Source organism: Aquirufa esocilacus (assembly GCF_042715595.1).
Lineage (GTDB): Bacteria > Bacteroidota > Bacteroidia > Cytophagales > Spirosomataceae > Aquirufa > Aquirufa esocilacus.
Genome location: NZ_JBBKXX010000002.1, coordinates 374,634 through 401,083, shown reverse-complemented (window position 1 = coordinate 401,083; position 26,450 = coordinate 374,634). Strand labels below are relative to the sequence as shown.

Here is a 26,450-nt window from a genome sequence, read left to right as displayed (position 1 = left end):
CAAAATTTTTAATTCAGTAACTATGAAAATCAAATCAATAGTAGCGGTATGTGCCATGTTGGCCATGACCCTATTCTCCTTCAAAGCAACGGATAAAGAAGTTCAATCGGACAAGCGTTTCGGAGGTTTAGCCTTATATACGGTTCGTGATGCGATGAAAGATGCGCGTGCAACCTTGGAAAAAGTAGCGCAAGCGGGTTATGTAAACGTAGAATCTGCCGGTTACAACAATGGCAAATTTTATAATCTATCTCCAGTGGATTTCAAATCATTATTAGATGAGATGAAATTAACGCCTATTTCTGCTCACCAAGGAACGGTTACTTTTGAAAATATCGATCAACAAATCGCAGATTTAAAAGCAGCAGGATTCAAGTACTTTGTCATTCCAGTTCCTCCTATGGGATTGTTTACGTTTGATAATGTGAATAAGCGTATGGCGATGAAAGGTGGCGCTAAGAATTTGGCAGAAATCTTAGACAAATTAGGCGAGAAATGTACCGCTGGTGGCTTGCAGTTATTGTACCACAACCACGATTTCGAATTCAGAAAAGATGCAGAGGGTATTGTACCTATCGAATATCTATTAGAGCATTGCAATCCGAAGCACGTTAACTTCCAAATGGATTTATATTGGGTAACTAAAGCTGAAGCAGATCCAGTGGATTATTTCAAACGCTACCCAGGTCGTTTCAAAATTTGGCACGTAAAGGATATGGATGATCAAGGTCGTTTCGCTCCAGTAGGAAATGGAAAGATTGATTTCAAACGTATTTTAGACAACAAGAAATTGTCTGGCATGCAATACTATTTCGTAGAGCAAGATGCTTGTTTCAATGAAACGGCTTTAGAGGCAATCGTGATCAGCCATAAGGGTTTAGAAAAGATAGGATTTAAGTAATCTTAGTGTACTTATGCGACCGTTATGGAAAATGATACAGTAGTACAGTTTCGGTCTTTGTGTCCAGTAGCAACCGGTTTGGATGTTTTTGGGGATAAATGGACCCTATTGATTCTGCGAGATATGTTGTTTCTTCATAAGTCTACGTTTAATGAATTCAAGGCTGCACCAGAATTAATGCCGAGTAAAATGCTTTCGAATCGGCTTAAAAAACTGGAATCACTTGGATATATCAGTAGAAAAAAAGGAGAAGTCAACAAGAAAAATGTGCATTACCTTTTAGAAGAAAAAGGGATGGAAACATTTCCTATCATGGTAGAAATCGCGTTGTTTACCACCGATTTTTATTATGATCATTTAGGAGATACGTATACCGAAGTGGTAAAAACGCGTATGAAAAACGACAAGGATAACTATATCAATGAGATGATTGAAAGTTATAAGTCATTTAAAGAATCCCTTGTTATTTAAGTAATCTTATTATTCGATTTTTAGAGCCCCCGGAATTTTCCGAGGGCTTTTTTGTTGCTTTATTTTTTTGGGAAATAATCTAGAAAATGTTTTTAGTATCAAAATGATACTTATATTTGGCAAACATAACAATTCTAAATTATACTATGAAAAAATTACTACTACCCCTGATGGTCATCGCTGCAATGTTTGCTTGCTCATCACCAGAAACAAAAACGGCTGATGCTTCGACATCATCAGATCCCCATTCTGGAACGTTTTCCTCACAAGATGAAAAGTCTGCAAAGGTGAAAGAGCTTTTGGAAGCTTACATGAAGAATGATTCCAGTAAGATTTATGAGTACTATGTAGATACCGTTCAGATTTACGATCAAATGGCTGCAAACCAAGAAGGCGGGAAAACGAAAGCCAATCCAGGTGGACGCGCAGGTTTTGCTGCAAATGAGCGTATGAACCATGATTTTTATTCGAACATCAAGGTAACTACGGACAACATCATGACTTTAAAATTTGCAAATGGAGAAGAGCATACAGGAGTTTGGTGTGTGTGGACGGGTAAAGGAAAGTTTACGAATAAAGAAGTTTCTGCACCATTGCACCTTGCTTTTATTTGGCAAGGAGATAAAATCGTTCGCGAATACCGCTTCTTTGACCCTACTACATTGTATGAAGAAGTTGCAGCATCACAAAAGAAATAAAATTGGTTTAGGGTTTGATAAAAAGGGGGGCAATGTGTCCCTCTTTTTATTTGTGGCAATGAAGTTTTTCCGAAATTATGTACATATATTTGTACATAAAATTGTACATTATGTTAACGACTACTTTATCAGACTTCAGGAAAGATATTAAGAGTTATTTTGATCGTGTGACCGAAAGCTTTGATACCCTAATTATAAACCGAGGAAAGGATTCTGGGGTTGTAATAATGTCTTTAGAGGAATATAATTCCCTTAAAAGCACACAGCATGAACTTTCCTCTCGCAAGAATCAACAGCGATTGGATGAATCTATCGAATCATTAAGAGCAGGCAAGAAAGTATATAAGGACCTCGCTGAATAATGAAAATCGTATTTACGGAGCTTTCTTGGGAGGATTATCTGTATTGGCAGAAAATTGATAAGCACAAAATCAAGCGGATCAATGAGTTGGTAAAGGATATTTCGCGAAATCCATTTGAGGGCATCGGAAAACCAGAAGCATTAAAATTCAATTATGCGGGATTTTGGTCGAGAAGAATTGACGAAGAACATCGATTAATCTATCGAATCGTGGATGATGAAATCCAAATCGCGAAGTGTCGTTTTCATTACGACTAATCCGTCTTCCCCTTAAAAAGCGCCCAAATCGCCATACAATGTCCATGGCCTAATTGAAACTCGTCTTTTAACCAATTGGTGACGTCTGTAGCTTTTACAGAAGGTACCAGTTTCCCGTTTTGCAGAAAGCCTTTTTGTTCTGCCAATGATTTAAACTCGTCTGGACTTTTACCGGTTTTGGCTTGAATGTTATTTAGGTAGGCTTGGAATGACATAATGTTAGTACTTTTGGTAGCGCTAAATAATTAAAAAAAATGAGCACATTAAAAGATCTTATATCCCTTTACGATCGCGACCTGAAGTCGCTTCGAAACGAAATCGAATCTTACCTCGATGATGCTTCGGTTTGGAAAAAGACTCCAGGGATTTCAAATCCTGGGGGCAATGTATTTTTGCATTTGATGGGTAATTTGAACACGTTTTTCGGGGCAGTTTACGCGAATACAGGATATGTTCGTGATCGCCCGCTTGAGTTTTCTGCGACGGGAATTCCCCGAGCAAAATTACTAGCTATGTTGGATGAAATTCATCCGATTGTATTGCAGGTTTTAGGTGATTTTCCGGCTGAAAATCTGAGTAAAATCTATCCCATCAAGATTTTCGATGAAGAGAAAACGGTCTCTTATATTTTTATCCATTTGGAGACACATTTGGCGTATCATTTAGGCCAAATAAATTACCACAGACGGATCTTGAGTTAATTCATAAACTTCACATTCAATCCCACATACCAAGTCCGTCCATCTGCAGGTAAAATTCCCGGTCCCGGATAGCCGCCAGATCTTCTGGTAAAGTAGCGAGCATCACTTAGATTGTTCACTCCAAATTTCAGCTGAGCGTACTTTTTAAACTTGTAAGACCCAGAAATATCTTGCACCTGATACGCTGGAATTAAACCCGTGGTCGCTGCAGCGTTTGCCGCAACCGTATTGCTGGCATCCGCAAAAGCTTGACCAATGTCGCTGATTTGCCAGCTCAGGGAAAGTCCTTTTTTCGAATACGTAATTCCGTAGCGATTGATTTTTTCTGGCGCATTTTCAACGCTTTTCCCGGCTAAATTACCCTCCAAAATTTGACCGCTTACCACAGCTGTTGTTTTGAAATCGAGGTAGCGCGCCTGAATGGCAGCGACAGAGGCAAATACAGAGATATTACCGATTTTTGCCCCTTTTAGCCACGCGGTGGTAGGGCTAAATTCGATGTAGGCCTCTGCGCCTTTGGAAACCGAATGCCCTAGGTTTGTGCGGTATTGGTAGATCTTTCCCTCCATATTTGTACGCGAAATAGTCCCTACGCGGTTATCGTAATCGAGGTAGAAATAGTCTACATCAAAGGTCAAATAATTACCTAGTTCGCCTCGGTATCCTAGGTCAAAGTTAAAGCCTTTGGCATCCGATAAATTCGGATCAATCACGTCTGTGGTGGCAGGGGGTAAAAGGTCCGAAGCTAATACGGGCCGATAGGCTTGCGCAATGTTGCTATAGATTTTTGTGTTAGCGCTTATCTTATATTCCGTGCCTGCGCCTAGTAAAACGAAAGACCTTCCTCGCGTACTTGGTGTGGCTGCGATGGGCGAACCGGTAGTGCTTAACCCAGATTGCCCAATCATATGTGTTTCGATTTGTTCCAAACGTGCGCCCATCGTCACCAGCAAACGTTCTGATGGTCTCAGAATGGTCTCTGCAAAAGCTGCGTAATTCGTGTTATGAAATTCTAAGTCGCGGGTGTATAGCCCTTGAATATTAAAATCCATTCCGTTTCCATTGCTTCCTACCCCCAGTTGCTTGCGTTTGATTTCTCCAGCGAAATACCGCAAACCTGTAGCTACTGTATTCTTCCAAGATCCTACTTGATAGTTCACTAAGTAGCGCAATTCCGTACCATTTGTTTGGTAAAAATCGCGATCGACCTGCCTATTTCCCATCGGATCCACCTCCGTTATCGCCTTCGTAAAACCCACAGAATTGCGTTCAGCCGTCGTCCCAAAATATTTCAAACTCAGTTTCGAATCCGCGGAAATGACATAGTCCGCAGTTAGCGCGTAGATGAACCAAGGATTACTAAACCAGTTTCGCGCGCGCTTACTTTGCTGTGCATTGAGGGCAAATTCTGTATCAGTCAAACCGCCCGCTTGTTGACTTTGTGTATACATATAGGTGAGTTGAGCTCCTACTTTAAGTTTGTTAGAAAGCGCATAAGACACTTCCGCATGGGAATGGTCCGTGTTAAAATAGGAGTTTTGGCGCCATCCATTTCCTACGCGTTTTTGATAGTAGGTTGTATAACTTAAACGTCCAGCGGTTCCACCCACGTAATTAAAGGAGCTGAAGAGGCCATTGTTTCCGGTGGTGTTTTGGCTTTCCACTACCAGCTTTGTAGAAAGATCAGGCTTGCGAAGAACGAAATTCATCAGCCCTCCAAACTGTGGCCCATACTGCAAAGAACTCGCTCCCCGAATGATTTCAATCCGATCCACTACTTCCATCGGGGGCGTATAATACGCTTCTGGATAGCCCATCGGGTCTGGCGTGATATCGTATCCGTCCATGCGCACATTAAATTCCCAAGAACGATTAGGCGATAATCCGCGCGAGGCCACCCCTAATTGAATCCCGGAACCATCACTTTCCCAAACCGAGATTCCCGGAGTTCTAGAGAAGATTTGGCGAGAATTATTCATCGCTAAATTCGCCTGTAGGTTATCGAGTAAGATCACCTCATTCTTTTTGCCTGCTGTTATGGTGTATTCGTTGACTTGAGGTAAAAAGGAATTGCCTTTTACGCCTGATTGAGCCGTGACCGAAACGCCTTGAAGTTCTGTCACGTCGCTTAGTATAAAATTTGCTTCTTGCTGTTCGCCTTCTTTAAGGTTGACATCCTGCGATTGGGTTTTATAACCCACAAAACTCACTTGAATGGTGTATTGCCCTGGCTTTAATCCTTTGAGGTTATAATGACCTTTTGCATTCGTTTGCACACCACGAACAGTCCCCACTAAAGTGACTGTTGCTCCTGGAAGAGCTTCTTTCGACTCCGTCAAAATTAGGCCTGAGATAGAGCCTAATTGTGCAAGTGAGGAGAAATTAAGTAGTAATACGAAGGCGAATAGCACTTTTTTCATTTAAACTTTATTTAGACTAATTTTAAATAGAACACAAATGTAGAAAGCAGACGCGACTCACGCAACACTATTTAGAATTATTTTAAATAAGATTTTTTAGGGACTGTTTCGGTGGTGATGTGTTGAAAAAGGTAATTTTGGGATTCTAATATTAAAGCCGGATGAAACGAATTCTATTTTTATTGTTAATTAGCGCACCTCTTGCTCAAGCCCAACAAGTATTGTTAAAGCAGCTCACGAAAAATACCTTTATCCATACCTCCTATTTACAAACGGAGGATTTTGGCCATGTTCCTTGCAATGGTTTAGTGGTTCGAAATGGGCAGCAAGCCCTTGTTTTTGATACGCCCACGGATGATCAAAGTGCAAAAGCATTAATTCGTTTGGTTCAAGATTCATTACATTGCCAAATCATTGCAGTAGTTCCCACTCACTTTCATAATGATTGTTTAGGCGGTCTAAAGGCATTTCATGATGCCGGAATACGCTCATACGCTAATAACTTAACGGTAGAATTAGCAAAAAATAGTGGCGCTGAAGTACCTAAAAAGGGCTTTCAAGATTCTTTAACATTGGAAATAGGACGCGAAAAAGTTTGGATCAAATTTTTAGGCCAAGGCCATACGTGGGATAACGTGGTGGGCTATTTTCCTGGCGAAAAGGTGTTGTTTGGGGGCTGTTTGATTAAAGAAATGGGCGCATCTAAGGGCTATCTAGGCGATGCAAATGTAGATGAATGGTCTGCCACCGTGGAAAAAGTAAAAAAGGCATTTCCGCGTGCGAAACATGTGGTTCCTGGACATGGGGAAGCTGGGGGCTTGAGTTTGCTGGATTACACGCAAAAATTGTTCACGAAACAAAACTAAGTTTATCTGGTTTATAGCTTGAAAAATAGCTACTTAGATGAACATGAATCGCGAAGAGTTCTTACACAAATTATCCGGTGGTTTAGCCGCAACCTGTGTTGCTTGTATGGCTGCTGCTTGTTCCTCAGAAAGCCCTGGGCCTATGCCGCCAGCTACTGGATCAAATCCGTCAGGAAATTCAGCGGGGACCACAGTAAATTTAGATTCAGAGTTAAAAAACATCAACGATTTTGTTGCCAAAAGTTCCACCATCGTCATCCGTACCGCGTCCGGAAATGCCGTCACTAGTTTTTTAGCGTTCTCTTCTGTTTGCCCTCATGCCGGTGCCACGGTGGAATACAATAATTCAACTTCCTCCTTTTTCTGCGCAGCTCACGGATCTTCGTTCAGTGGAAATGGGGCTTTAGTGCAAGGTCCAGCGACAAAGGGTCTAACGAAATTAACGATTGAAATTACTGGTTCTACTTTGACCGTCAAGGCATAAATTAGTTTATCTTTGAAATAGATAAAACGAAATGCCTTATGAAAAAATCACTTATTAAAACTGCATTTGCTTTGGCAATACTTGCCTCAATGAGCTCTTGTGCGACTGTACTCGGAGGAAGAGTAACAGAATACCAACGAACTAAGCCGGTTCCAGGAAAACCTGCCAGAGAAATTAGAAGTGCAGCATTGATTGCTGATGTACTTTTGTTTTGGCCAGGAGCAATTGTTGATTTTGTAACCGGTGCAATTTATAGACCGCAATAATTGCGTAGACGAAATCAGTAGATTCAATAGACGATTGGGGGTACTATTTGGAGATTCTGTGCGGAACTTTGGCCCATTAATAAATCAACATTATATGAAAAAATACCTACCCATTTTATTTGCCGCGCTACTGTTTACATCTTGTAAAAAAGAGGAGGAGATTGAACCTACAGATGACAACGAGTTAATCACGCGTGTGGAATTAAAATTCACAGATGTAGCCGCGAAGACTACCCTTACCTATACTTTTCAAGATAAGGATGGGGACCCGAAAACGGCTCCTGAAAAGTTTGATAAAATCGTGTTAAATAAGGGAGTAACCTATTCCGTTTCTGTCGGGGTTTATGACGATACGAAATCTCCGGTAAAAGATATTACCCAGGAAATCGACGAAGAATCAGATGTGCATCTTTTTGTATACAAGACAACGCCGGCGGCTTTATTAACGACGACTATTTTGGACAAGGACAAAAATGGTTTACCTATCGGATTATCCTCCTCCATTTTGACTCAGTCCACAGCCGGAACGGGTAAATTAAATCTATTATTAAAGCACCAGCCAGAATTAAATGGGGTGAAAGTGAAGACGGGTCAAGAAGCGGGCGGAAGCACGGATATTGATCTTAGTTTTGATGTGGAAGTGAAATAATAGCTAAATTAACTAAATTGAAAGCCCTCATTTGAGGGCTTTTTTTATGGTTAGCCTACAAGGCGTTCGTGGATTAAAAAATTATTTCATTAATTTGGACCAAATTCAAATAACGAATGAAAAAAGCACTTCTACTCAGCTGCGGTCTACTAGCCGCTACTTTTTTAAGCCTTGGGCAAACCACTAAATCACCTGCAGCCGTGCAGCCAAAATCAGCGGATTCTTCCGCCGCAAAGAGGCCCGTATCGAAAGCTAAATCTTACGATCAGGTTATTACGAAAGAGGCTAAATCTAAAAAAGGACTATTCACCACTCACCAAATAGGCGACAAATTCTATTTCGAAATCCCGAAAAAACACCTAGGGAAAGACATGTTATTAGTTAGCCAAATCGCCAAACTTCCAACGGGCATCGGCGGCGGCTATGTCAATGCAGGAACATCCTCACGCGAGCAATTAATTGTGTGGGAAAAGTTCCAAGAAAAGATCTTAATCAAAATCAAATCCTATGTGGCTGTTGCAGCGGATTCCTTGCCCATTAGCTTATCGGTCAAGGCAAATAATTACGAGCCTACTTTGTATATGTTCGATATTGAAACATATAGCAAAGACTCTTCAAATGTCGTTATCGATGTAACGAAGTTTTATAGCAGTGACATTCCAGCGATGAGCGCATTGGATGCCTCCTTGCGCGTGACACATGGGGTAAGAAATTTAGATGCGTCTCGGAGTTTCATTCGTTCTATCAAATCATTCCCGTTGAACATCGAGGTGTTACAAGATTTCACTTACAATGCTTCGAAACCATCTGCAACTGCCTACACTGAGACCATTAGTTTGCAGATGAATCAGTCGATGATTTTGTTGCCAGAGAAGCCGATGAAACCCCGTTTATTTGATGAGCGCGTGGGTTATTTCACCCAAAAGCAATACGATTACTCTAGTGAGGAATTAAAATCCGTTCAAAAATCCTATATCCAACGCTGGCGTCTAGAGCCTAAAGACATGGCCGCTTACAAGCGCGGGGAACTAGTTGAACCGATCAAACCGATTGTCTATTACCTGGATCCAGCGACTCCGATGAAGCTTCGCAAGCACATGAAAAAAGGAGTGGAGAATTGGCAAAAAGCCTTTGAGGTGGCCGGGTTTAAAAATGCCATTATTTGCAAAGATCCACCGACCGCGGCGGAGGATCCAGATTTTTCACCAGAAGACATTCGCTATTCGGTGATTCGTTATGTGGCGAGTACCACCCGAAATGCAACAGGACCAAGCGTCAGCGATCCGCGTTCTGGAGAGATTATTGAGAGTGACATTATTTGGTACCATAACCATTTACGTTCGTACCGTAACCGTTTCTTATTAGAAACGGGAGCGTCTAATCCGAACGCTCGTACCCTTGATACGCGCGAGGAGGACATTGGTGAAATGATGGAAATGGTGATTTCGCACGAGGTGGGTCACGCTTTAGGTTTCCCACACAATATGGGGGCCAGCAGCTCGTATGAGGTGGAGAATTACCGCAAAGCAGACTTCACGAATAAGGAGGGAATCTCTGCGAGTATTATGGACTATGCGCGCTTTAATTACATCGCGCAGCCGGGTGACCAGGGCGTTCGCTACATCCGACAAATGGGGCCTTATGATAACTATGCCGTGAATTGGGGATATAGAGTTTTACCAGACGCGGTTCGACCAGAAGATGAAGTGCCTACTTTAGATAAGTGGATTGAGGCCAAAACAGGGGATGCCAGATTCCGTTTTGGCAATCAAGGAACGACTTTTGATCCAAGTTCTCAAACAGAAGATATCGGAAATGATCCCATTCGTGCGAGTACGTATGGGGTGAAGAACTTGAAATATGTGACTAAAAACTTAGCCGATTGGACGAGCAAAAAGACCAATGATTACGAGGATTTGATCGAATTAAACGATGAATTATTGAGTTCTTGGTCGCGTTATGTGGGCCACGTAACAACGATGGTGGGCGGCGTGTATGAGCAATATGCTAAACCAAATCAAAACATTTCTTCCTATAATCCAGTACCGAAAGCGAGCCAACAAGCCGCTGTTAACTGGATCATTTCGAATGTATTTACAAATGTGGATTGGTTGATTAATAGAGAGGTAGTAACGCACAACATGGCCGGTTATATCGATCGGATGAGAAGCTTGCAAGTTAGCCCATTGAATCGCATGTTAAGTTTAGAGACTTTTGCACGATTGGATAATTCAGGTTTGACTACCCCAAATCATTACAAGACAATCGATCTTTTTCAAGATGTACGCGGAGGCATTTGGAGCGAATTAGCTTCAGGGAAAAACATCGATCAATACCGTCGTAATTTACAAAAGGCCTACATTGAACGTTTGAAAACGTTGATGACTGATCAGGCGCCTGTTGTTTTAATGTCGCGTGAAAGCTATCCAGTAGCCCAATCCGATGTCCGCTCGATTGTGCGTGGCGAGTTGAAGGCACTTCAAGCGAGTTTAGCGGCTTCGAAAGCAAAGTTTGCTGATAAAGAAGTGCGCTACCATTTGGATGATTGTTTGGAGCGTGTTTCGTTGATATTGAAACCTGCTAAATAGCGCTTTCTGCGTAGCTTTTAAAGTTATCTAAAATCATCTGCCAGCCGGCTTGTTGCATGTCCTCCGGGTTTTGATTTTCCGGCTCAAATTGTTCAGTTACTTTCGTGCCCATTTCGGTGGATGCGAAAGTAACTTTCATTTTACGGCCATCACCAATCAGAATGTCGAGTGATTTTTGTTCCTCGATTTGTTGGAAAGTACCCCAAAAATCAAAGCTCGCCGACCCATCTCTTGCCGCCATTTCATAGTGAAATTCACCGCCTACTTGTAGGTCTGTTTTCGCCGATGGGCAATGCCAATCGGGGGAAGCAAAGTTCCAGTTTTGGATGTGTTCGGGTGTTGTCCATTTCTCCCAAACTTGCGCGATGGGCGCGTTTATCGTTGATTCAATCGTAATGAAAGCCATAAGTGATTCGTTGATTTTTTTGCAAATCTATCAAAAGCTCAGACCTTTTTCTCATTATTATGTAAAATATAGGGCTTTAACTATATTTGCACAAACAAAATACAAGCACTATGATTATTGAACCTAGAATGAGAGGGTTTATCTGTTTGACATCGCACCCGAAAGGTTGTGAAAAAAACGTATTAAATCAAATTGACTATGTGAAGTCAAAAGGAGCCATCGATGGCCCTAAAAAAGTGCTTGTGATCGGAGCCTCAACGGGTTTTGGTTTAGCCTCTCGCATCACGAGTGCATTCGGATCGGATGCTGCGACGATTGGCGTTTTCTTTGAAAAAGCACCTGCAGAAGGCAAAACGGCTTCTCCTGGATATTATAATAGCCTTGCTTTTGAAGCAGCGGCAGGCAAAGCGGGTCTTTATGCGAAAAGCATTAATGGCGACGCGTTCTCTAACGAGGTAAAAGAGCAGACGATCGATTTAATCAAGGCTGATTTAGGCCAAATCGATTTAGTAATCTACAGCTTAGCTTCACCCGTGCGTCAGCACCCGGTTTCAGGCGTGTTGCACCGTTCGGTTTTGAAGCCTATCGGCGATACATTCACAGATAAAACGGTTGATTTCCACACAGGGATTGTTTCAGATGTGACGATTACTCCTTGCAGTGATGAAGATATCGCGAACACGGTGGAAGTGATGGGTGGCGAAGATTGGGCGATGTGGATGGACGCTTTGTTGAACGCGGGCGTTTTAGCGGATGGTGCGATGACCGTTGCGTATTCCTACATTGGACCTAAAGTAACGGAGCCGGTTTACCGCAAAGGAACGATCGGAATGGCGAAAGACCATTTAGAGGCTACGGCGTTTAAGATTACGGATGATTTGGCCAAAATAGGAGGCAAAGCCTTCGTTTCAGTGAACAAAGCCTTAGTAACACAAGCCAGTTCAGCGATTCCAGTCATTCCTTTATACATCTCCTTATTGTACAAAATAATGAAGGCAGAAGGCACGCACGAAGGTTGCATCGAGCAAATCCAACGCCTATTCAGCGCGCGTCTTTATACAAATGGAACCATTCCAGTAGATGAGAAAGGACGTATCCGTATCGACGATTGGGAAATGAATCCAGAAGTTCAAAAAGAAGTGGCCGAATTATGGAAAGGAGCTACGACAGAAAACTTGACTGCCATTGGCGATTTAGCTGGGTATAAATCAGACTTTTTAAACCTATTTGGTTTCGGATTTGATGGCGTAGATTACGCGGCGGAGGCGAACGAAATGGTCGAGATTCCGGGATTGATTACGGTAGTGAAATAGGATGGCTTGCGAGCTGAAAAATGATTCCGAAAAGCGACTTGATTATCAGGACGCTATTGCCCAAATGGACATCGTTTTTCATTCGATAGGTTTAGCCCAACCAGCTTTACGGGCATTAGTTAATTTGCAAGTAAAGCAGGTTTCGGATTTACAAAAGATTGATTTTGTGACTTTGCAAAAAGTACATGGTATTGGGCCAAAGGCGTTAAAAGCTTTGGCCCAATTTTATTTTTAAGGAAATGAAAAACGCCATTTTGGGGTTTATTCTCATATTCGCATGTGTTAATTATGTTTGCTTAGCCTCTATTCGAGAAATGATGGAAACCCCACGTTTAAAAATATCCGTTGGCTCACAGGTATTTCAGGCTAATTTACAGGCGAGCGAAAGCACAACGGCCTTATTAAAGCAATTGCCCTTTACCCTATCTATGGTGGAGTTGAATGGCAATGAAAAATACGCTGAATTAAAACAGGCTTTACCTACTCAAGCAGAATTGGTAGGTAAAATACAATCCGGGGATTTACTTCTATATGGGAATAATGTGTTGGTCCTTTTTTACGAATCTTTTTCCACGCCCTATCGTTACACGCGTATTGGAAAAGTAACGGATACAGCTGGTTTAGCGAAAGCTCTAGGTGCCGGGAATTGTCAAGTGAAATTTGAGCTTAATCCCTAAAAGATGAACATTTTCGAACGCATGCGTGCCGGCGGAATTATTCCGCACACTGACCCACAATGGACGGAGGTTTGGGAGATCGTGAATCAAACGATTGCGCTATCTGCTAAGCTGAATGCTTCAGGCAATGTGGAGGAGATTCGCGCGATTTTATCTGAAATTTTAGGCCAAAGCATCGATCCATCCACGACTGTTTTAGCGCCATTTTCAACCAACTTTGGAAAGCATACGACGATAGGTAAGAACGTGTTCATTAACCACGGCTGTTCGTTTTTAGACTTAGGTGGTATCACGATTGAAGACGATGTCTTGATAGGGCCGCAAGTGAAATTAGTTACGGAAAATCATCCGGTGGATCCGAGCAATCGCAAAAGTCTGGATCTGAAATCGATTCACATTGGCAAAAATGTATGGCTGGGAGCAGGTGCCATTATATTACCGGGCGTTACGGTAGGCGAAAATTCGATTGTGGCAGCTGGTGCGGTGGTGACGAAAGATGTGCCTGCTAATACAATTGTGGGTGGGGTGCCGGCGAAGCACATTAAAAATATCTAATTAAAATAGCTGAATATACTTTTCAAAAATAAATAGTCTATTTCTGTTTTTTCCTGTCATTTCTTTCAAAATACCAGCTTCTACAAAATTGTTAACTAAGTCGTTTGCCGCCTTGAAGGAGGAATTGGTCAGTTCTTTTACTTGATTAACGTGGACGACCGGTTTTTCAAATAAGTATTGGAGAAGCAGGTTTGCTTTTTGGCTTCTTTTCCCAAAAGTGGTAGCCATTTCTTCTTCTAGTCGGCTTTTTAGTGACAAAACACGATTCAAGGTTTCAATCGCATTTTCAGACGTATCCAATATTCCCACGAGGAAATATTTTAGCCATTGTGTCATATCACTTTTGGTTCTTACGCGTGTTAAATTATCATAATACAGACTTTTATCTTTTTCAAAAAAGGCTGAAATATAAAGTAGCGGCTTTTCGAGGATTTTTTGGTCTACTAAAAACAACGGAATAAGTAAACGTCCTATACGTCCATTTCCGTCTAAAAAAGGGTGAATCGTTTCAAACTGATAATGCACTATCGCAATTTTAATTAAGGCAGGAATCTGAATAGCTTGGTTGTGTAAAAACGACTCAAGATCACTCATTAATTCGGATATTAATTCTTGATTGGGTGGAATAAAGATCGCATCTAGTAGAGAATTTCCACCTATCCAATTTTGGCTTTTTCTAAATTCTCCTGGCTGTTTGTGTTCTCCACGCACGCTATTCAGCAAAATACCATGCGTTTTTCTAATCAAACGTGCGGAAATGGGTAAGGTCTCTAAATCCACAATGGCATTGTTAAGTGCCTTTACATAATTGGTTACTTCTTGCCAATCATTTCTGCGGTCAGGGGAGATATCTTCTTCCTCTAAAAGAGCTTCATCTATTTGTGTTTTTGTTCCTTCAATTCTGCTGGAAATAACAGCTTCTTTTGTGATATGGAGCTGAAGAAATAGGTCGATATTCGGTACAAGCTTGGAGAACGAATTTAACTCCCCCAGTTTAGCGGCTGCTTTTTCTAGTAGGGCATTGATTTGAGCATTATCCCAAATCCACTGCTCATTGATTTTACTGGGTACAAAATACGTGTAGCCCGTTGGGTGTTTTATGAGTTTCCCGGAAGTATATTGAGCTAAATCGATCATTATTAACTTTTATGCAAAGTAAAATAAAAAATCCGTTATTTTACTTTAGTGCCTCCAAAGTAAAATAAGAATTAATTCAACAACCTAAACTCATTAGGCGTCTGTCCCACACGTTGTTTGAACAAGCGCGTGAAATGTTGTGGGTATTTAAAGCCCATTTCAAATGCAATTTCATTGATCGTTTTATCAGTTTCGAATACGCGGTTTTTCGCTACGTTGATGGTCTTGTTTTGGATGTAATCCTTCGCGGTTAAACCGGTTTCCTTTTTGATTAAATCCCCAAAATAATTGGCCGATAAATGCAGCTCATTCGCGAAATAACTAACGGATGGAATGCCGTAAACTTGCGCCTGATCGGATTCAAAATAGTTGTTTAATAAGGTTTCAAAGCGTTCTAAAATGCCCTTGTTCACATGTTCCCGCGTGATGAATTGACGGTCGTAGAACCTTTGGCAATAACCCAAAAACAATTCGATGGTAGAAACAATTAATTTCTTGCTATGCTTGTCAATGGGTTGTTTAAGTTCATAAGCGATTTTAGCGAAAGAATCGACCATCATTTGGCGCTCATCGTCTGATAAGTGTAATGCCTCGTGAGTTTCGTAATGGAAGAATTTGAATTGTGAAATACTTTTGGCCAGGCTAGTTCCGATTAATAAGTCAGGATGAAAAACTAAACCGAAGCCCATTGGTTGATAAGGAATTTTCGTATTCTCGATTTCCACGACTTGGCCAGGTGCAAAAAAGATTAATGTTCCCGCTTGGTAGTCATAGGTATGTTTACCATAACGTAGATCACCACAATTTACATCCTTTAGTAAGATGCTATAAAGGCCATATTGAAGTCTAATAGTATCAGCATTGCCCCAATTACGCAGGTCTGCTTTGGAAAAATCAACAACAGATACTAACGGATGTAACGTTTTATGATTATTATCTGCATTGTATTTATCAATACTATTGACTGGGTAGTTCAGTTCCATGGGCCGTAAGATTTGAAAACGAATTTACCACTTATCGAATAGATGCAAATGGCCTAAATTCTAAATAAGTAAAAATGGTAGAAAATCCCGGAATTTATCTACTTGGTTGTGCGAAGGAAGTTTGAAATTTGTAGCTTAAACAATAAATCTATGAAATCAATCGCATTATTCTTGAGCATTGTGCTCTTGACACTCACCAATGCTTTCGCACAAACGAATTCAGAAGAAACGATCAAGCAATTATCGAAAGATAAGTGGCAGTGGATGGCCAACAAAGATGCCGATAAATTAGCCACATTGTTTGATGAAAAGTGCGAGTTTGTTCACATGGGAGGAACCTGGGGGAAAGCGCGTGAAGTGGATATCATCAAAGCCGGGTTTATTTGGTATAAACAAGCGGAAGTGTATTCTACCAATGTAAAATTCTATGGCAATACGGCCATTTTATTAAGCGATATCGATTTAGTTGCACAAGTAGGGGGAAACGTTGTGACGAATCCATTTATGGTAACTGAAGTATATGTATTGGAAAATAATACATGGAAAATGGCTCAATTAACATTTTCTCATTTATCTCGACCAGTTAAATTAAAACAATAAATCACATGAAAAAGCTAGTATTCTTATTGAGCATCTTGCTCGTTTCTATTTCATCTTCCTTTGCACAGACCGCTACAGAAAAAGAATTGATCCAATTGTCGATGGACAAGTGGCAATGGATGTCAGACAAGGACGTCGATAAACTCGAAAAATTATTAGATGCTAAAGCCAAATTCGTTCATATGAGCGGAACTTGGAAGAAAGACGAAGAATTGGACATCATTAAAACGGGGCGCATTTGGTATAAAAAAGCGACAGTGAAAGATACCGCGGTGGAGATCGTAGGGAATGCAGCGATCGTTTGGAATCGCATTACATTAGATGCTATCGTGCGGGAACAAGTGGCGGTTACGGAGTTTACGGTGACGGAAGTCTACCAAAAACAAGGGAATGATTGGAAGATGCTCGCATTGACATTTAGTAGCGTGCGTGATACGCATCAGATAAAACATTAAATTTGAATATCTTTACCACAAGTCTTTTAAATCACCACGACTATGATCAAGAAATATTCCGTTAAGATTAACAAGAAAGTCCACCAGGTAGAGGCGGACGAAAATATGCCCCTTTTGTGGGTGCTCCGTGACATTCTGGGAATGGAAGGAACGAAATATGGTTGTGGCGTGGGCTCCTGCGGCGCTTGCACGGTGCATTTAAATGGGGAGGCGGTTCGGTCGTGCCAGTTGCCTATTTCGGCTTTGGCAGGAACAGAAATCACCACCATCGAAGGCTTATCAGCGAAGGGTGATCATCCGGTACAGAAAGCGTGGGTGGATGTGGACGTCGCACAATGTGGGTATTGTCAGTCCGGCCAAATCATGAGCGCCGCGGCTCTCTTGAAAAACAACCCGAATCCCACCGAAGAAGATATTGAAAACTTCATGACCGGCAACATTTGCCGTTGTGGAACCTATACGCGTATCAAAAAAGCCATTCAACTAGCCGCTTCGAAATAAGATGAAAAAGACAGACTCAAATTATAGCAGACGCTCGTTCTTGAAAGTTTCATCGCTCTCTGGTGGAGGCATGATGCTGGGTATTTCTTGGTTCGCAAGTGCGAAGCCGGAAGACAGTCTAGCAGAATTAAATATCGAACCGGTCTGGCAAGAGGTGACCAGTTTCATCAAAATTGCGTCAGATAATTCGATCAAAATATTCTCTCCTAATCCAGAGTTTGGCCAAAACGTAATGACCTCTTTACCGATGTTAATCGCGGAGGAATTAGATGTGGATTGGAAGCAAGTGGAGGTGGAACAAGGAAATTACGACCCCAAAGCTTTTCCGCGTCAGTTTACCGGAGGTAGCCAAGGTATTCGCATGGCTTGGAAGCAATTGCGGACTGTGGGTTCTGCAGCGCGTCAGATGATTTTGACGGCGGCCAGCCAGGCTTGGAATTTACCTGTTTCGGAATTGACCACGGCGAATGGAATGATCACGCACGCGTTCAGTGGGAAGTCAGAAACCTACGGCACTTTTGCGGCGGCAGCTGCGAAAGTGCCGGTGCCCAAAGACATCGTCTTGAAAGGAAATCAATCGTTCCGCTTAATTGGAACCCCACAAAAGAATGTAGTAGCACCTAAAATTGCACAAGGAAAACCCTTGTTCGGGATGGATTACCGCGAGGAGGGGATGTTAATTGCGATGACGGAACGTCCTCCGGCATTTGGTATGCGATTGAAATCGTTCGATGCAACCGCAGCGAAGAAGATGCCGGGAATCGTGGATATTTTCCCGATTCAAGTGTTTAAAGACGACCATAAATTTGCGGGTTTTGATACGCGTTCGTTCAACGAGGTGATTGCCGTCGTGGGCAAGTCCACCTGGGATGTGATGAATGCGCGCAAGAAAATTAAAGCTGTTTGGGAAGTCGCGCCAGAAAGAAAAGAGATGGGCGTGAATAACCGTGAAACAACGGTTCCCTCTGGACTTGAAAGCACGACGAAACATTACGCCCAAATGCTTGAAATGAGCAAAAAGCCGGGTGTCGTCGAGCGAAAAGACGGGGATCCAGAAAAGGCTTTTGCGGAGGCGAAACACGTGATTGAGCGAACTTATACCGCACCGTTTTTGCCACATAATATCATGGAACCTACGAACACGTTTGCACATTATGTGGGCGATAAAGTTCGGTTTGTTGCACCTATCCAAATCCCAGATTGGATTATGCCCTCTATCGTGGCTCGTTTAGGCATTCCGAAGGAAAATATATCGATTGAATTAGTACGGATGGGCGGCGGTTTTGGTCGTCGTGCGTATGGTCACTACATGATCGAGGCGGCCTTGATTTCTAAGCAAGCGAATGCACCCGTTAAATTAATTTACTCGCGGGAGGATGATGTGAGTGCGGGTATTTACCGTCCGTCCTACCAGTTGACCTACCGCGCAGCTTTCGATGAAAATAAAAAGCTGATTGCTTTTCATGCGAAAGGTGGAGGCGTTCCTGAATCCCCTTTACATGCGAATCGTTTCCCGGCAGGTTCAATTGACAATTACTTAGCGGAGAGTTTTGTGATTCCATCGAACATTACGATCGGCGCTTTCCGTGCCCCTCGTTCGAATTTTAACGCGGCGGCGGAGCAGTCATTCTTGGATGAGATTTCAGAGTACATGGGCAAGGATCCGATTGCGTTCCGTTTGGAATTATTGCAGCGGGCCAAAGATAACCCGGTAGGCAAAACCAACGATTACGACGCGAGCCGCTACATAGGCGTGTTGGAATTAGTGCGCGAGAAATCAGGCTGGGGAAAACCGGAAAACGCAGGTAAAAAGCGCGGGGTTTCGGCGTATTTCTGCCACAATTCCTATGCGGCACAGGTCATTGATTTACAGGTGAAAGGCGATCAAGTGACGGTGGACCAAGTAACTACTGCCCTAGATTGTGGCGTGGTCGTGAATCCGGAAGGGGCGAAAAACATGGCCGAAGGTGCGGCAATCGACGGGATTGGAAATGCTTTGTTTGGACAGTTAACTTTAACGGACGGTCGCACCGATCAACGCAATTTTGATACCTACCGCATGATTCGTCACAACGAAGCACCGAAGAAAATCGATGTGCATTTTGTGAAGAATGAAATCGATCCGACTGGATTAGGCGAGCCGCCGTTCCCGCCTATTTTTGCTGCGATGGCGAATGCGCTTTATAAGGCGACGGGGAAACGTTTTTACCAACAGCCTTTTCAACCCCAATTGAAAGGATGATACCTAGTTCAGATTTAGACCTAACGCCAAACCAACCCATGACTTTTGGTTATAAATCCAGTTTGAGGCATTGGAGTCGAGTAGTTGGTCAAAACCATAGGCGACGCCTAATGTGAAATTATTGATGGCAATAATACCTGCGATGCCTTTTGAAATAGTGATGCCTTGGTATTCGTTGACAATCTTTCCTTGACTCAAATCTGAATTAACTAAAGAATTGCCTAATCCTACAAACCCCCCAACGGAAAATCCATAATGGTCAAGTGTACGTTTAAAGCGATTTGTGGGGGTTTTATGGTAGCTTATTTGAAAATAATCTTTTCTTTTCCCCACATACAAGGCCCCATTTATTTCACTCGTTAGTTGGGTAGGTATCGCCGACTGAGAAGCGCGGAATTTGACTGGAATGGCAAGTACATCTACATCGAAAGTAGATTTTTGAAAGGTGATTAAGTTTTGATTTTTAGAAATAATGGTAGGCAATGCTTGAATGAAGGCGCCCTTTGTCGTTGAAATCAAGAGCGTATCTTCCAGATTTTCGATGAAAACCGGTTATTTGTTCAATTCATACACACCATCTTGTAAACCGAATTTGGGTGTATTTCGAATGACACCACAGCTAGCGAGTAGAATTAGTGCCGATAAATAAGTAAGAACGCGCATAAATGTTTAGATTTGAATAGCAAGTTACTAAATTCAATTTATCGAGCTGATTAAATGTACACATGGCTATAGCAATTTTTGAGAACAAAGAATTACAATTGACTTGGATCGATGTGACCGCTCCTTCTGCAACCGAATTATCTGATCTCAGTCAGCAATATGGCTTAAATGCGTATGCTTTATCGGCCTGTTTACAACCAGACCACCTTCCTAAACACGAGGATATAGAAGGAACGCATTTCATTATAACGCGCGTGCTCATTCCAATTCGGGTAGGACAATCCGTTTCGATTCAATCTATTTCAACTAAAATTGCCTTTTTTTATCGACCGGGATTGTTGATTTCGATACATCGCATTCCGCATGATTTTATTGAAGATGTACGGACGCGTTTTTTTGATACCGGGCAATTGCGTGTCGTGGAATCCATTGTGGCCAAAATGCTTTGGCATATTTTACATTCCTATGAAACACCGGCGGTGCGCTTGTCGAATGAACTCGATGACTTTGAAAGCAAGGTATTTTCGCAGAATTTGACACCTCAAATGCTATCGGAATTATACCAAATCAAACGCAAATCGCTGATGAGTAAAAAGCTATTACTGTTTAGTCAAGAGGCGGTGAGTTCCATTAAGTTGTCAGATTCAGAGTCAGATGTCTTGCAAGACACACGCGATTTGCATTTAAAGTTGATGAACATCTACGACCAGATTCATGAAGATGTATCCAATTTGGTGAATTTTTACTTGTCGATTTCGGCGCAGAAGACCAATGAAGTGATTAAGGTCTTGACGATTTTCTCTGTATTTTTTATGCCCCTAACGTTTGTGGTGGGGATTTATGGGATGAATTTTGACTATATGCCGGAACTAAGAGAACGTTGGGGTTATCCAGCTTTAATCGGATTTATGTTGCTGCTGAGTGCTTCGATTTATGTGTGGTTTAGGCGGAAGAAGTGGTTATAAGTTCTGTTTATGGTTTTTATAAAATAGTTTAAATTTTATTATTCATTACGCTTGCCTAGATTTGTTCGCAAACGACTCTGACTCAATTCATTTGTGTTAGTTTAATTAATGAAAAAATAATCTATAAAAGCCAGGCATCCTTTGCTTGGCTTTTTTATTGAAAGTATTTCTGCTTGATCTGGTCTTTATTTTCGCCTACATAAGTTAAGAACGCTTTGGAAACGGGGGACAAACTTTTGTCTTTGTGCCAAATTAATTTCCATTTCGTGGAGATGGGCAAACCCTCTCGCTCGATAATTTTTAAAGTCCCTGCTTTGACTTCATTTTTAATGCCTATAATGGGCATGATGGAATAGCCTAAACCTGCAATGACAGCCTGTTTAACGGCTTCATTTGACATTAATTCAATTTTTTTCAAGCCATCTACCCCCTGTTTTTTAAAATAACTTTCCATTATTTTTCGCGTGCCTGACCCATATTCACGGAAGATGAGGGGAAGTTCATTTTTGAAATCTTGGTAATTAAAGGTGGGCTTCATCTTAGCCGTTTCACTGTTACCAATGAGGTATAAATCGTTTGAAAGTAGGTCGATGGAGTCAAAGGTGGGGTTGTCTAAAGCATCTGAAACGAGGCTAAAATCTACTTCGTTTTCGAGTTGACTTTCGAGTACTTTTTCTCGGTTAGTTACGTCAATACTTATTTCCACGCCGGGATTCGTACGCAGGAAATCGCTCAGAAAATAGGGTAAAACATATTTGCCTGTGGATACAATGGAAATTTTTAGACGACCCACCAGCTGGTCTTTGAACGCCATCGTTTTGTAATTAATGGCATAGACCTGGTCCAAGATGCTTTTAGCAGATTCCGCAATTTCTTTTCCAAAATCCGTGATGTAAATTTTCTTCCCGATGATCTCGATCAGAGGAATGTCGAACTGCGCTTGTAGGTTTTTGATCTGAATGGAAACTGCGGGCTGTGTAAGGTTTAGTTCTTCAGCAGCCTTTGTGATACTGTTGGTTTGTACCACCTTCAAGAAAATCTGTAGTTGATTTAGGGTATAGTTCATAACGTGTCATTATGTATTGCATTATAAACTTAAATAAAAATTATCAATATTTAGTGATTTACTTTGTGGTAGAATCAAGCAGCATGCCCTCCGCCTTTTACACAAGGCAATTAAATATGATCAACTTTGAACTACTTTCCTTTAATCTGACGAATCCCACCTTATTGTTTTTCATTTTAGGGGTTTTTGCAAAATATGTTAAGAGTGATTTAGAGGTTCCGGCGGCATCAAAAAACTTTATCTCTTTGTATTTATTGTTTTCCATTGGGTTCAATGGGGGAAGCGAATTAGCCGTTACCGGGATAACGACAGAAGTCATCGTGAGTCTCTTATTTGGTATGTTATTAGCGCTGATTATTCCGCTCTACTCCTATTTCATTTTACGAATTAAATTAAATTCCTCTGACGCGGGAGCTATCGCGGCCTCTTATGGCTCTGTCAGCGCAGTTACGTTTGTTTCTGCGGTCGCTTTTTTAGAAATGAATGACCTAAAGGTGGGAGGGGAAATGGTCGCCGTCATGGCATCCATGGAGTTTCCGGCCATTATTATGGGGGTTATTTTAATGAATCTATTCCCAGATAAAAAAGAGAATGCCCCCGTGCAGTGGAAGGGAGCTATGAAACATTCACTGACCAATGGAAGTGTACTGATGATTTTTGGAAGTTTATTAATCGGTTTTGTGTCCGATTCCTCTCAATCTATTGGAATTAAGCATTTTACTTCAGACATTTTCAAGGGCTTTTTAGCCATCTTTTTATTAGACATGGGGATGGTGGCGGCTAGCAGGTTTAAGGCATTCAAAAAACAAGGTTCGTTTTTACTGCTTTTTGCCTTGCTAGTGCCACTTTTTAATGGAGTTTGTGTCGCCTTTATTTCCCAATTCATTACAGATAATGTAGGGAATAGACTGATATTTTCCATTTTAGCAGCCAGCGCTTCCTACATTGCAGTCCCTGCAGCGATGCGCTTGGTGGCACCTAAAGCGGATCCGGGGATCTATATTCCGATGGCTCTGGGCGTCACATTCCCACTCAATGTCACGATTGGTTTGCCATTATATATGCAAATTATCCATGGCTAGCGAACAGTATTTCAGCGGACGTCAGGTTGTCATTGCGACAAAACACCAAAAGGAACAAGTAATAGGCCCGGCATTACAAGAGGCATTTGGGATGGAATATGTCGTTACAGAGAAAGTAGATACGGATCTATTGGGCACATTCACAGGAGAAGTGGAGCGTGTATTAACACCAGTCGAGGTGGCTAGGCAAAAATGCATTTTAGCTTTAGCGGAATGTGATGCCGATTTTGCCATTGGTTCTGAAGGATCTTTTGGCCCACATTCTACGCTGTATTTTCTGCCTGCGGATGAAGAAATTCTGCTACTGTTGGACCGAAAAAGGGAGCTTGAGATTGTGGTAAAGCACACCAGCCTGCAAACGAATTATGCTTCATTTGAGATGGGGTCAGAGGAGGATTTAATTGTTTTTTTACTGCAGGTAAAATTCCCCAGTCACGGCTTACATGTGAAATCCCCAGAGGCTTACATGGCAAAAGGAATTAGATTAGAAGATCGATTAAACCAAGCGATTCAGGAGGCTGTTAATCGCTTTGGAACCTATACCCTAGAAACCGATATGCGGGCGATGAATAATCCGACTCGAATGGCTGTTATTCAGAAGCTGGCGGGAAAATTAGTGGAGAAAATGAAGAGCTGTTGTCCTAGTTGCCAAAGACCGGGATTTAGTCCCACCGATATCATTCGTGGCCTGTTGTGTTCTTGTTGTTCCTTACCTACGAAATCGATTAAATCGCTTATTTATAGTTGTGAAGGATGCCACTACACGAATTGTATTGATTTTCCAGATTCGAAAATGATGGAGGACCCCATGTTTTGTGATTTTTGTAACCCCTAAGTTGACTATGATTACGTCTGATATTTCGCTTGTTAAAGACCAGTTAGAAAAGGGTGAAGTGGTCGGAATTCCTACGGAAACCGTCTATGGTTTAGCGGCTAACATTTACGATGAGCAAGCGATTGCGAAGATTTTTAGTACCAAAGGAAGGCCTAACACGAACCCTTTGATTGTCCACGTCAAATCGATGGATCAAGCGCGCACCTTGGTCTCGTATTTCCCTCCCAAAGCAACCCTATTGGCGGAGCGTTTTTGGCCAGGTTCTTTAACCTTAATCTTGCCTAAAAGCGATTTGATTTCTGACGCGATAACTGCTCAACAATCAACGGTAGCAATACGAATGCCTAACCACTCCGTTATTTTACATTTACTGGAATCGTTGGACTTCCCTTTAGCAGCTCCCAGCGCAAATCCCTATAACCGAATTAGTCCTACCTGCGCTGCGCATGTGGAGGATTATTTCCCCCAAATTTCTATCTTAGAAGGCGGTAATTGCGAGGCAGGAGTAGAGTCGACCATTCTCTCTTTTGATGGAGATGAGGTCGTTTTACTGCGGCATGGCGCTATTTCCATAGAGCAAATTGAGGAGGTAGTCGGACGTATTTTGGACAGAACATCCTCTGAGTCCTTGCACCTCGCACCCGGCAGAAGCAAGAAGCATTATTCGCCCTTATGTGAATTAATTATCAGCTATGAACCGTTGTTTATGCTGAGTGCCGTTCAGCAAAAGAAAGTGGCTATTTTATGGTTTAAAGAAGTGAAAATTGATAGTCCCAAAGTCGCTATCAATCACATTCTATCTCCTAGTGGAAATTTTAAAGAGGCGGGCGCAAACATGTATGACGCTTTGCATCAATTAGAAAAATCAGGGGTTGAATTAATTATTGTAGAGCGTCTGCCTAATTATAATTTGGGACGTACCATTAATGACCGATTTGAAAGAGCCGCCGCGAAATGAAAAAACAAGTATTTGTAAACGCTAAAATCGTCAATGAAGGCACCTCCTTTTTTTCGGACGTGTTGATTCATCACGGTCGAATTGAAAAAATAGCCACCCATATTTCTGACCCCAATGCGGATGTTTTCGACATCAATGGGAATTATTTGATCCCCGGAATGATTGATGATCAGGTGCATTTTAGAGATCCGGGATTAACGTATAAAGGCAATTTAACGTCAGAATCTAGAGCGGCAGTTGCAGGTGGCGTGACCTCCTTTATGGATATGCCTAACACCGTTCCTAATACGTTGAACCGCGATTTATTAGAGCAAAAATACCAAGCAGCGGCGCAACAATCGCTCGCGAATTATTCCTTTTTTATGGGGGTAACCGCTGGCAATTTAGAGGAGGCCTTGCGGGTAGATAACGAGAGCGTCTGTGGAATTACGGATGATGGGTTGTATTTTAATGAGCAACAAATTCTAGCGAATAATCCGGAATATTTGGAAAAATTATTCTCGCGTGCAGAAACCTTGGTTGCCTTACATAGCGAGGACGAATCCATTATTGATCAAAATTACGAGCGGTATTTTACCGAAACGAAAGGCCAAATTTCCTTTGCTTTACATGCCAAAATTCGAAGTACGGAGGCCTGCGTGACAGCTACCAAACGGGTTTTGGACATACAATCTAACTACCAAAACAGGCTCCATTTTTTCCACATTTCCACTGGCGAAGAAGCGATGCTTTTCCCCGCCTCTACCGATTATAGAAACAAACGAGTAACAGCAGAAGCCTGTATTCATCACCTGTGGTTTACGGAAAAAGACTATGAAAAAAGAGGGGGCGATATTAAATGGAATCCCTCCATCAAGACGGAATTTGATCGGGTAACGTTAATCCAGGCATTGAAAGAAGGGCGGATCGATATTATCGCCTCAGACCACGCGCCTCACAGTATGGAAGAAAAACAAGGAACCTACGAACAAGTAAAATCGGGTGCGCCCATCGTACAGCATACCTTGCCGCTCCTGTTTGAATTAGCTTCTCGGGGGGAAATTTCCGTCGAACAAATTGTCGAAAAAACCAGTCATCGGGTGGCGGATATCTACCGTTTGAAGGACAGAGGGTATCTACGCGAAGGCTACTATGCAGATCTAGTGGAAATGCAGCCCAATTCCCCGTGGCATGTTACCACAACATCTCTTTTCTATAGGTGTGGATGGGCACCGGTAGTGGGGGAGCGACTTTCTGCTAAAGTAAAACGTACGTTTGTAAATGGAAATCTCGTATTTCAGGAGGATGCGTTTATGTCGGATGCCAAAGGTTCCCGCTTATTCTTCGAAAAGATCAGGTAACGTTTTTTC

At 42.0% G+C, this 26,450-nt stretch carries 31 protein-coding genes; 24 read left to right on the top strand and 7 right to left on the bottom strand.

All coding sequences use genetic code 11. The features are described from left to right. Positions 1 to 22 precede the first annotated feature (22 nt). From SKC37_RS07295 to SKC37_RS07275, 5 genes are all read left to right on the top strand, one after another. Positions 23 to 901, top strand: coding sequence for a sugar phosphate isomerase/epimerase family protein (locus SKC37_RS07295; RefSeq protein ID WP_377980843.1), 879 nt, complete (start codon positions 23 to 25; stop codon positions 899 to 901). A gap of 24 nt (positions 902 to 925) precedes the next feature. Continuing rightward, positions 926 to 1,372 (top strand): winged helix-turn-helix transcriptional regulator, encoded by a 447-nt coding sequence (locus SKC37_RS07290; protein WP_377980842.1) that lies wholly within the window; start codon positions 926 to 928, stop codon positions 1,370 to 1,372. 146 nt (positions 1,373 to 1,518) lie between these two features. After that, positions 1,519 to 2,070, top strand: coding sequence for a nuclear transport factor 2-like protein (locus SKC37_RS07285; RefSeq protein ID WP_377980841.1), 552 nt, complete (start codon positions 1,519 to 1,521; stop codon positions 2,068 to 2,070). A gap of 110 nt (positions 2,071 to 2,180) precedes the next feature. Next, on the top strand, positions 2,181 to 2,432 hold the full coding sequence (locus SKC37_RS07280; protein WP_252624698.1) for a type II toxin-antitoxin system Phd/YefM family antitoxin: 252 nt from the start codon (positions 2,181 to 2,183) through the stop codon (positions 2,430 to 2,432). Next, positions 2,432 to 2,689: a Txe/YoeB family addiction module toxin gene (locus tag SKC37_RS07275; protein ID WP_377980840.1), complete on the top strand. Its 258-nt coding sequence runs from the start codon at positions 2,432 to 2,434 to the stop codon at positions 2,687 to 2,689. Before SKC37_RS07280 ends, SKC37_RS07275 begins: the two co-directional genes overlap by 1 nt. Here SKC37_RS07275 and SKC37_RS07270 read toward each other — a convergent pair. Continuing rightward, positions 2,686 to 2,904, bottom strand: coding sequence for a DUF4287 domain-containing protein (locus SKC37_RS07270; protein WP_377980839.1), 219 nt, complete (start codon positions 2,902 to 2,904; stop codon positions 2,686 to 2,688). The two genes, SKC37_RS07275 and SKC37_RS07270, sit on opposite strands and share 4 nt — an antisense overlap. A 39-nt stretch (positions 2,905 to 2,943) precedes the next feature. On the opposite strand from SKC37_RS07270, the gene SKC37_RS07265 reads away from it, so the two are divergent. Further along, positions 2,944 to 3,390, top strand: coding sequence for a DinB family protein (locus tag SKC37_RS07265; protein ID WP_377980838.1), 447 nt, complete (start codon positions 2,944 to 2,946; stop codon positions 3,388 to 3,390). Here the strand turns inward: SKC37_RS07265 and SKC37_RS07260 are convergent. Further along, positions 3,387 to 5,810 (bottom strand): TonB-dependent receptor domain-containing protein, encoded by a 2,424-nt coding sequence (locus tag SKC37_RS07260; RefSeq protein ID WP_377980837.1) that lies wholly within the window; start codon positions 5,808 to 5,810, stop codon positions 3,387 to 3,389. The genes SKC37_RS07265 and SKC37_RS07260 overlap by 4 nt on opposite strands. Before the next feature lie 161 nt (positions 5,811 to 5,971). Here SKC37_RS07260 and bla point away from each other — a divergent pair, with 161 nt between their 5' ends. From bla to SKC37_RS07235, 5 genes are all read left to right on the top strand, one after another. Continuing rightward, positions 5,972 to 6,676 (top strand): subclass B1 metallo-beta-lactamase, encoded by a 705-nt coding sequence (gene bla / locus SKC37_RS07255; protein ID WP_377980836.1) that lies wholly within the window; start codon positions 5,972 to 5,974, stop codon positions 6,674 to 6,676. Positions 6,677 to 6,713: 37 nt separating this feature from the next. Then, positions 6,714 to 7,160, top strand: a complete 447-nt coding sequence (locus SKC37_RS07250; protein WP_377980835.1) for a QcrA and Rieske domain-containing protein — start codon at positions 6,714 to 6,716, stop codon at positions 7,158 to 7,160. Between the two features lie 38 nt (positions 7,161 to 7,198). Then, positions 7,199 to 7,426 carry a hypothetical protein gene (locus tag SKC37_RS07245; RefSeq protein WP_377980834.1) on the top strand — a complete coding sequence of 76 codons (228 nt, stop codon included), beginning with the start codon at positions 7,199 to 7,201 and terminating at the stop codon, positions 7,424 to 7,426. 94 nt (positions 7,427 to 7,520) lie between these two features. Further along, positions 7,521 to 8,075: a hypothetical protein gene (locus tag SKC37_RS07240; protein WP_377980833.1), complete on the top strand. Its 555-nt coding sequence runs from the start codon at positions 7,521 to 7,523 to the stop codon at positions 8,073 to 8,075. 116 nt (positions 8,076 to 8,191) lie between these two features. Further along, positions 8,192 to 10,663, top strand: a complete 2,472-nt coding sequence (locus SKC37_RS07235) for a zinc-dependent metalloprotease (protein ID WP_377980832.1) — start codon at positions 8,192 to 8,194, stop codon at positions 10,661 to 10,663. Here the strand turns inward: SKC37_RS07235 and SKC37_RS07230 are convergent. Next, positions 10,656 to 11,069, bottom strand: a complete 414-nt coding sequence (locus SKC37_RS07230) for an SRPBCC domain-containing protein (protein ID WP_377980831.1) — start codon at positions 11,067 to 11,069, stop codon at positions 10,656 to 10,658. The genes SKC37_RS07235 and SKC37_RS07230 overlap by 8 nt on opposite strands. A 110-nt stretch (positions 11,070 to 11,179) precedes the next feature. Between SKC37_RS07230 and fabV the strand changes: the two genes are divergently transcribed. The 4 genes from fabV to SKC37_RS07210 all read left to right on the top strand — a co-directional run bounded on the left by fabV (position 11,180) and on the right by SKC37_RS07210 (position 13,614). Then, a complete protein-coding gene (gene fabV, locus SKC37_RS07225) occupies positions 11,180 to 12,382 on the top strand; it encodes an enoyl-ACP reductase FabV (protein ID WP_377980830.1) in 1,203 nt (400 codons plus the stop codon). Between the two features lies 1 nt (position 12,383). After that, positions 12,384 to 12,617 carry a hypothetical protein gene (locus SKC37_RS07220; RefSeq protein ID WP_377980829.1) on the top strand — a complete coding sequence of 78 codons (234 nt, stop codon included), beginning with the start codon at positions 12,384 to 12,386 and terminating at the stop codon, positions 12,615 to 12,617. 79 nt (positions 12,618 to 12,696) lie between these two features. Continuing rightward, complete coding sequence (locus tag SKC37_RS07215) at positions 12,697 to 13,059, top strand: cyclophilin-like fold protein (RefSeq protein ID WP_377980828.1); 363 nt, start codon at positions 12,697 to 12,699, stop codon at positions 13,057 to 13,059. 3 nt (positions 13,060 to 13,062) lie between these two features. Next, on the top strand, positions 13,063 to 13,614 hold the full coding sequence (locus SKC37_RS07210) for a sugar O-acetyltransferase (protein WP_377980827.1): 552 nt from the start codon (positions 13,063 to 13,065) through the stop codon (positions 13,612 to 13,614). Here the strand turns inward: SKC37_RS07210 and SKC37_RS07205 are convergent, their stop codons facing one another. Together SKC37_RS07205 and SKC37_RS07200 are read right to left on the bottom strand one after the other, a co-directional pair. Next, complete coding sequence (locus SKC37_RS07205) at positions 13,615 to 14,751, bottom strand: Fic family protein (RefSeq protein WP_377980826.1); 1,137 nt, start codon at positions 14,749 to 14,751, stop codon at positions 13,615 to 13,617. A gap of 71 nt (positions 14,752 to 14,822) precedes the next feature. Beyond that, on the bottom strand, positions 14,823 to 15,734 hold the full coding sequence (locus tag SKC37_RS07200) for a helix-turn-helix domain-containing protein (protein WP_377980825.1): 912 nt from the start codon (positions 15,732 to 15,734) through the stop codon (positions 14,823 to 14,825). Between the two features lie 150 nt (positions 15,735 to 15,884). On the opposite strand from SKC37_RS07200, the gene SKC37_RS07195 reads away from it, so the two are divergent. The 4 genes from SKC37_RS07195 to SKC37_RS07180 are packed head-to-tail and all read left to right on the top strand — an operon-like array spanning position 15,885 to position 19,532. Then, entirely contained in the window at positions 15,885 to 16,334 is a 450-nt protein-coding gene (locus SKC37_RS07195; protein WP_377980824.1) for a nuclear transport factor 2 family protein, read from the top strand. A 5-nt stretch (positions 16,335 to 16,339) separates the two neighbouring features. Then, positions 16,340 to 16,789 carry a nuclear transport factor 2 family protein gene (locus tag SKC37_RS07190; RefSeq protein ID WP_377980823.1) on the top strand — a complete coding sequence of 150 codons (450 nt, stop codon included), beginning with the start codon at positions 16,340 to 16,342 and terminating at the stop codon, positions 16,787 to 16,789. Between the two features lie 45 nt (positions 16,790 to 16,834). Then, on the top strand, positions 16,835 to 17,290 hold the full coding sequence (locus SKC37_RS07185; RefSeq protein ID WP_276528112.1) for a (2Fe-2S)-binding protein: 456 nt from the start codon (positions 16,835 to 16,837) through the stop codon (positions 17,288 to 17,290). Position 17,291: 1 nt separating this feature from the next. After that, complete coding sequence (locus SKC37_RS07180; RefSeq protein WP_377980822.1) at positions 17,292 to 19,532, top strand: xanthine dehydrogenase family protein molybdopterin-binding subunit; 2,241 nt, start codon at positions 17,292 to 17,294, stop codon at positions 19,530 to 19,532. 3 nt (positions 19,533 to 19,535) lie between these two features. Here SKC37_RS07180 and SKC37_RS07175 read toward each other — a convergent pair whose 3' ends face one another. After that, on the bottom strand, positions 19,536 to 20,051 hold the full coding sequence (locus tag SKC37_RS07175) for a hypothetical protein (protein WP_377980821.1): 516 nt from the start codon (positions 20,049 to 20,051) through the stop codon (positions 19,536 to 19,538). A 206-nt stretch (positions 20,052 to 20,257) separates the two neighbouring features. Between SKC37_RS07175 and SKC37_RS07170 the strand changes: the two genes are divergently transcribed. Next, positions 20,258 to 21,160 carry a CorA family divalent cation transporter gene (locus tag SKC37_RS07170; RefSeq protein ID WP_377980820.1) on the top strand — a complete coding sequence of 301 codons (903 nt, stop codon included), beginning with the start codon at positions 20,258 to 20,260 and terminating at the stop codon, positions 21,158 to 21,160. Positions 21,161 to 21,314: 154 nt separating this feature from the next. Here SKC37_RS07170 and SKC37_RS07165 read toward each other — a convergent pair whose 3' ends face one another. Beyond that, positions 21,315 to 22,226: a LysR family transcriptional regulator gene (locus SKC37_RS07165; protein WP_130895686.1), complete on the bottom strand. Its 912-nt coding sequence runs from the start codon at positions 22,224 to 22,226 to the stop codon at positions 21,315 to 21,317. Between the two features lie 116 nt (positions 22,227 to 22,342). Here SKC37_RS07165 and SKC37_RS07160 point away from each other — a divergent pair, with 116 nt between their 5' ends. The 4 genes from SKC37_RS07160 to SKC37_RS07145 are packed head-to-tail and all read left to right on the top strand — an operon-like array spanning position 22,343 to position 26,441. Next, positions 22,343 to 23,308 (top strand): sodium-dependent bicarbonate transport family permease, encoded by a 966-nt coding sequence (locus SKC37_RS07160; protein ID WP_377980819.1) that lies wholly within the window; start codon positions 22,343 to 22,345, stop codon positions 23,306 to 23,308. Further along, positions 23,301 to 24,143: a DUF6671 family protein gene (locus tag SKC37_RS07155; protein WP_377980818.1), complete on the top strand. Its 843-nt coding sequence runs from the start codon at positions 23,301 to 23,303 to the stop codon at positions 24,141 to 24,143. The genes SKC37_RS07160 and SKC37_RS07155 overlap by 8 nt, the downstream gene beginning before the upstream one ends. Before the next feature lie 7 nt (positions 24,144 to 24,150). Beyond that, on the top strand, positions 24,151 to 25,101 hold the full coding sequence (locus SKC37_RS07150; protein WP_377980817.1) for an L-threonylcarbamoyladenylate synthase: 951 nt from the start codon (positions 24,151 to 24,153) through the stop codon (positions 25,099 to 25,101). Next, positions 25,098 to 26,441 (top strand): dihydroorotase, encoded by a 1,344-nt coding sequence (locus SKC37_RS07145; protein WP_377980816.1) that lies wholly within the window; start codon positions 25,098 to 25,100, stop codon positions 26,439 to 26,441. The genes SKC37_RS07150 and SKC37_RS07145 overlap by 4 nt, the downstream gene beginning before the upstream one ends. Positions 26,442 to 26,450 lie beyond the last annotated feature (9 nt).

Excerpts from the sequence above, each read along its gene's own strand:
- bla (WP_377980836.1), top strand. The coding sequence starts at position 5,972 with ATGAAACGAATTCTATTTTTATTGTTAATTAGCGCACCTCTTGCTCAA.
- SKC37_RS07155 (WP_377980818.1), top strand. The coding sequence starts at position 23,301 with ATGGCTAGCGAACAGTATTTCAGCGGACGTCAGGTTGTCATTGCGACA.
- SKC37_RS07260 (WP_377980837.1), bottom strand. The coding sequence starts at position 5,810 with ATGAAAAAAGTGCTATTCGCCTTCGTATTACTACTTAATTTCTCCTCA.
- SKC37_RS07170 (WP_377980820.1), top strand. The coding sequence starts at position 20,258 with ATGGCTATAGCAATTTTTGAGAACAAAGAATTACAATTGACTTGGATC.
- SKC37_RS07270 (WP_377980839.1), bottom strand. The coding sequence starts at position 2,904 with ATGTCATTCCAAGCCTACCTAAATAACATTCAAGCCAAAACCGGTAAA.
- SKC37_RS07240 (WP_377980833.1), top strand. The coding sequence starts at position 7,521 with ATGAAAAAATACCTACCCATTTTATTTGCCGCGCTACTGTTTACATCT.
- SKC37_RS07265 (WP_377980838.1), top strand. The coding sequence starts at position 2,944 with ATGAGCACATTAAAAGATCTTATATCCCTTTACGATCGCGACCTGAAG.
- SKC37_RS07230 (WP_377980831.1), bottom strand. The coding sequence starts at position 11,069 with ATGGCTTTCATTACGATTGAATCAACGATAAACGCGCCCATCGCGCAA.
- SKC37_RS07290 (WP_377980842.1), top strand. The coding sequence starts at position 926 with ATGGAAAATGATACAGTAGTACAGTTTCGGTCTTTGTGTCCAGTAGCA.
- SKC37_RS07235 (WP_377980832.1), top strand. The coding sequence starts at position 8,192 with ATGAAAAAAGCACTTCTACTCAGCTGCGGTCTACTAGCCGCTACTTTT.
- SKC37_RS07160 (WP_377980819.1), top strand. The coding sequence starts at position 22,343 with ATGATCAACTTTGAACTACTTTCCTTTAATCTGACGAATCCCACCTTA.
- fabV (WP_377980830.1), top strand. The coding sequence starts at position 11,180 with ATGATTATTGAACCTAGAATGAGAGGGTTTATCTGTTTGACATCGCAC.
- SKC37_RS07280 (WP_252624698.1), top strand. The coding sequence starts at position 2,181 with ATGTTAACGACTACTTTATCAGACTTCAGGAAAGATATTAAGAGTTAT.
- SKC37_RS07295 (WP_377980843.1), top strand. The coding sequence starts at position 23 with ATGAAAATCAAATCAATAGTAGCGGTATGTGCCATGTTGGCCATGACC.
- SKC37_RS07195 (WP_377980824.1), top strand. The coding sequence starts at position 15,885 with ATGAAATCAATCGCATTATTCTTGAGCATTGTGCTCTTGACACTCACC.
- SKC37_RS07210 (WP_377980827.1), top strand. The coding sequence starts at position 13,063 with ATGAACATTTTCGAACGCATGCGTGCCGGCGGAATTATTCCGCACACT.
- SKC37_RS07275 (WP_377980840.1), top strand. The coding sequence starts at position 2,432 with ATGAAAATCGTATTTACGGAGCTTTCTTGGGAGGATTATCTGTATTGG.
- SKC37_RS07220 (WP_377980829.1), top strand. The coding sequence starts at position 12,384 with ATGGCTTGCGAGCTGAAAAATGATTCCGAAAAGCGACTTGATTATCAG.
- SKC37_RS07180 (WP_377980822.1), top strand. The coding sequence starts at position 17,292 with ATGAAAAAGACAGACTCAAATTATAGCAGACGCTCGTTCTTGAAAGTT.
- SKC37_RS07200 (WP_377980825.1), bottom strand. The coding sequence starts at position 15,734 with ATGGAACTGAACTACCCAGTCAATAGTATTGATAAATACAATGCAGAT.
- SKC37_RS07245 (WP_377980834.1), top strand. The coding sequence starts at position 7,199 with ATGAAAAAATCACTTATTAAAACTGCATTTGCTTTGGCAATACTTGCC.
- SKC37_RS07150 (WP_377980817.1), top strand. The coding sequence starts at position 24,151 with ATGATTACGTCTGATATTTCGCTTGTTAAAGACCAGTTAGAAAAGGGT.
- SKC37_RS07145 (WP_377980816.1), top strand. The coding sequence starts at position 25,098 with ATGAAAAAACAAGTATTTGTAAACGCTAAAATCGTCAATGAAGGCACC.
- SKC37_RS07205 (WP_377980826.1), bottom strand. The coding sequence starts at position 14,751 with ATGATCGATTTAGCTCAATATACTTCCGGGAAACTCATAAAACACCCA.
- SKC37_RS07285 (WP_377980841.1), top strand. The coding sequence starts at position 1,519 with ATGAAAAAATTACTACTACCCCTGATGGTCATCGCTGCAATGTTTGCT.
- SKC37_RS07165 (WP_130895686.1), bottom strand. The coding sequence starts at position 22,226 with ATGAACTATACCCTAAATCAACTACAGATTTTCTTGAAGGTGGTACAA.
- SKC37_RS07215 (WP_377980828.1), top strand. The coding sequence starts at position 12,697 with ATGATGGAAACCCCACGTTTAAAAATATCCGTTGGCTCACAGGTATTT.
- SKC37_RS07190 (WP_377980823.1), top strand. The coding sequence starts at position 16,340 with ATGAAAAAGCTAGTATTCTTATTGAGCATCTTGCTCGTTTCTATTTCA.
- SKC37_RS07250 (WP_377980835.1), top strand. The coding sequence starts at position 6,714 with ATGAACATGAATCGCGAAGAGTTCTTACACAAATTATCCGGTGGTTTA.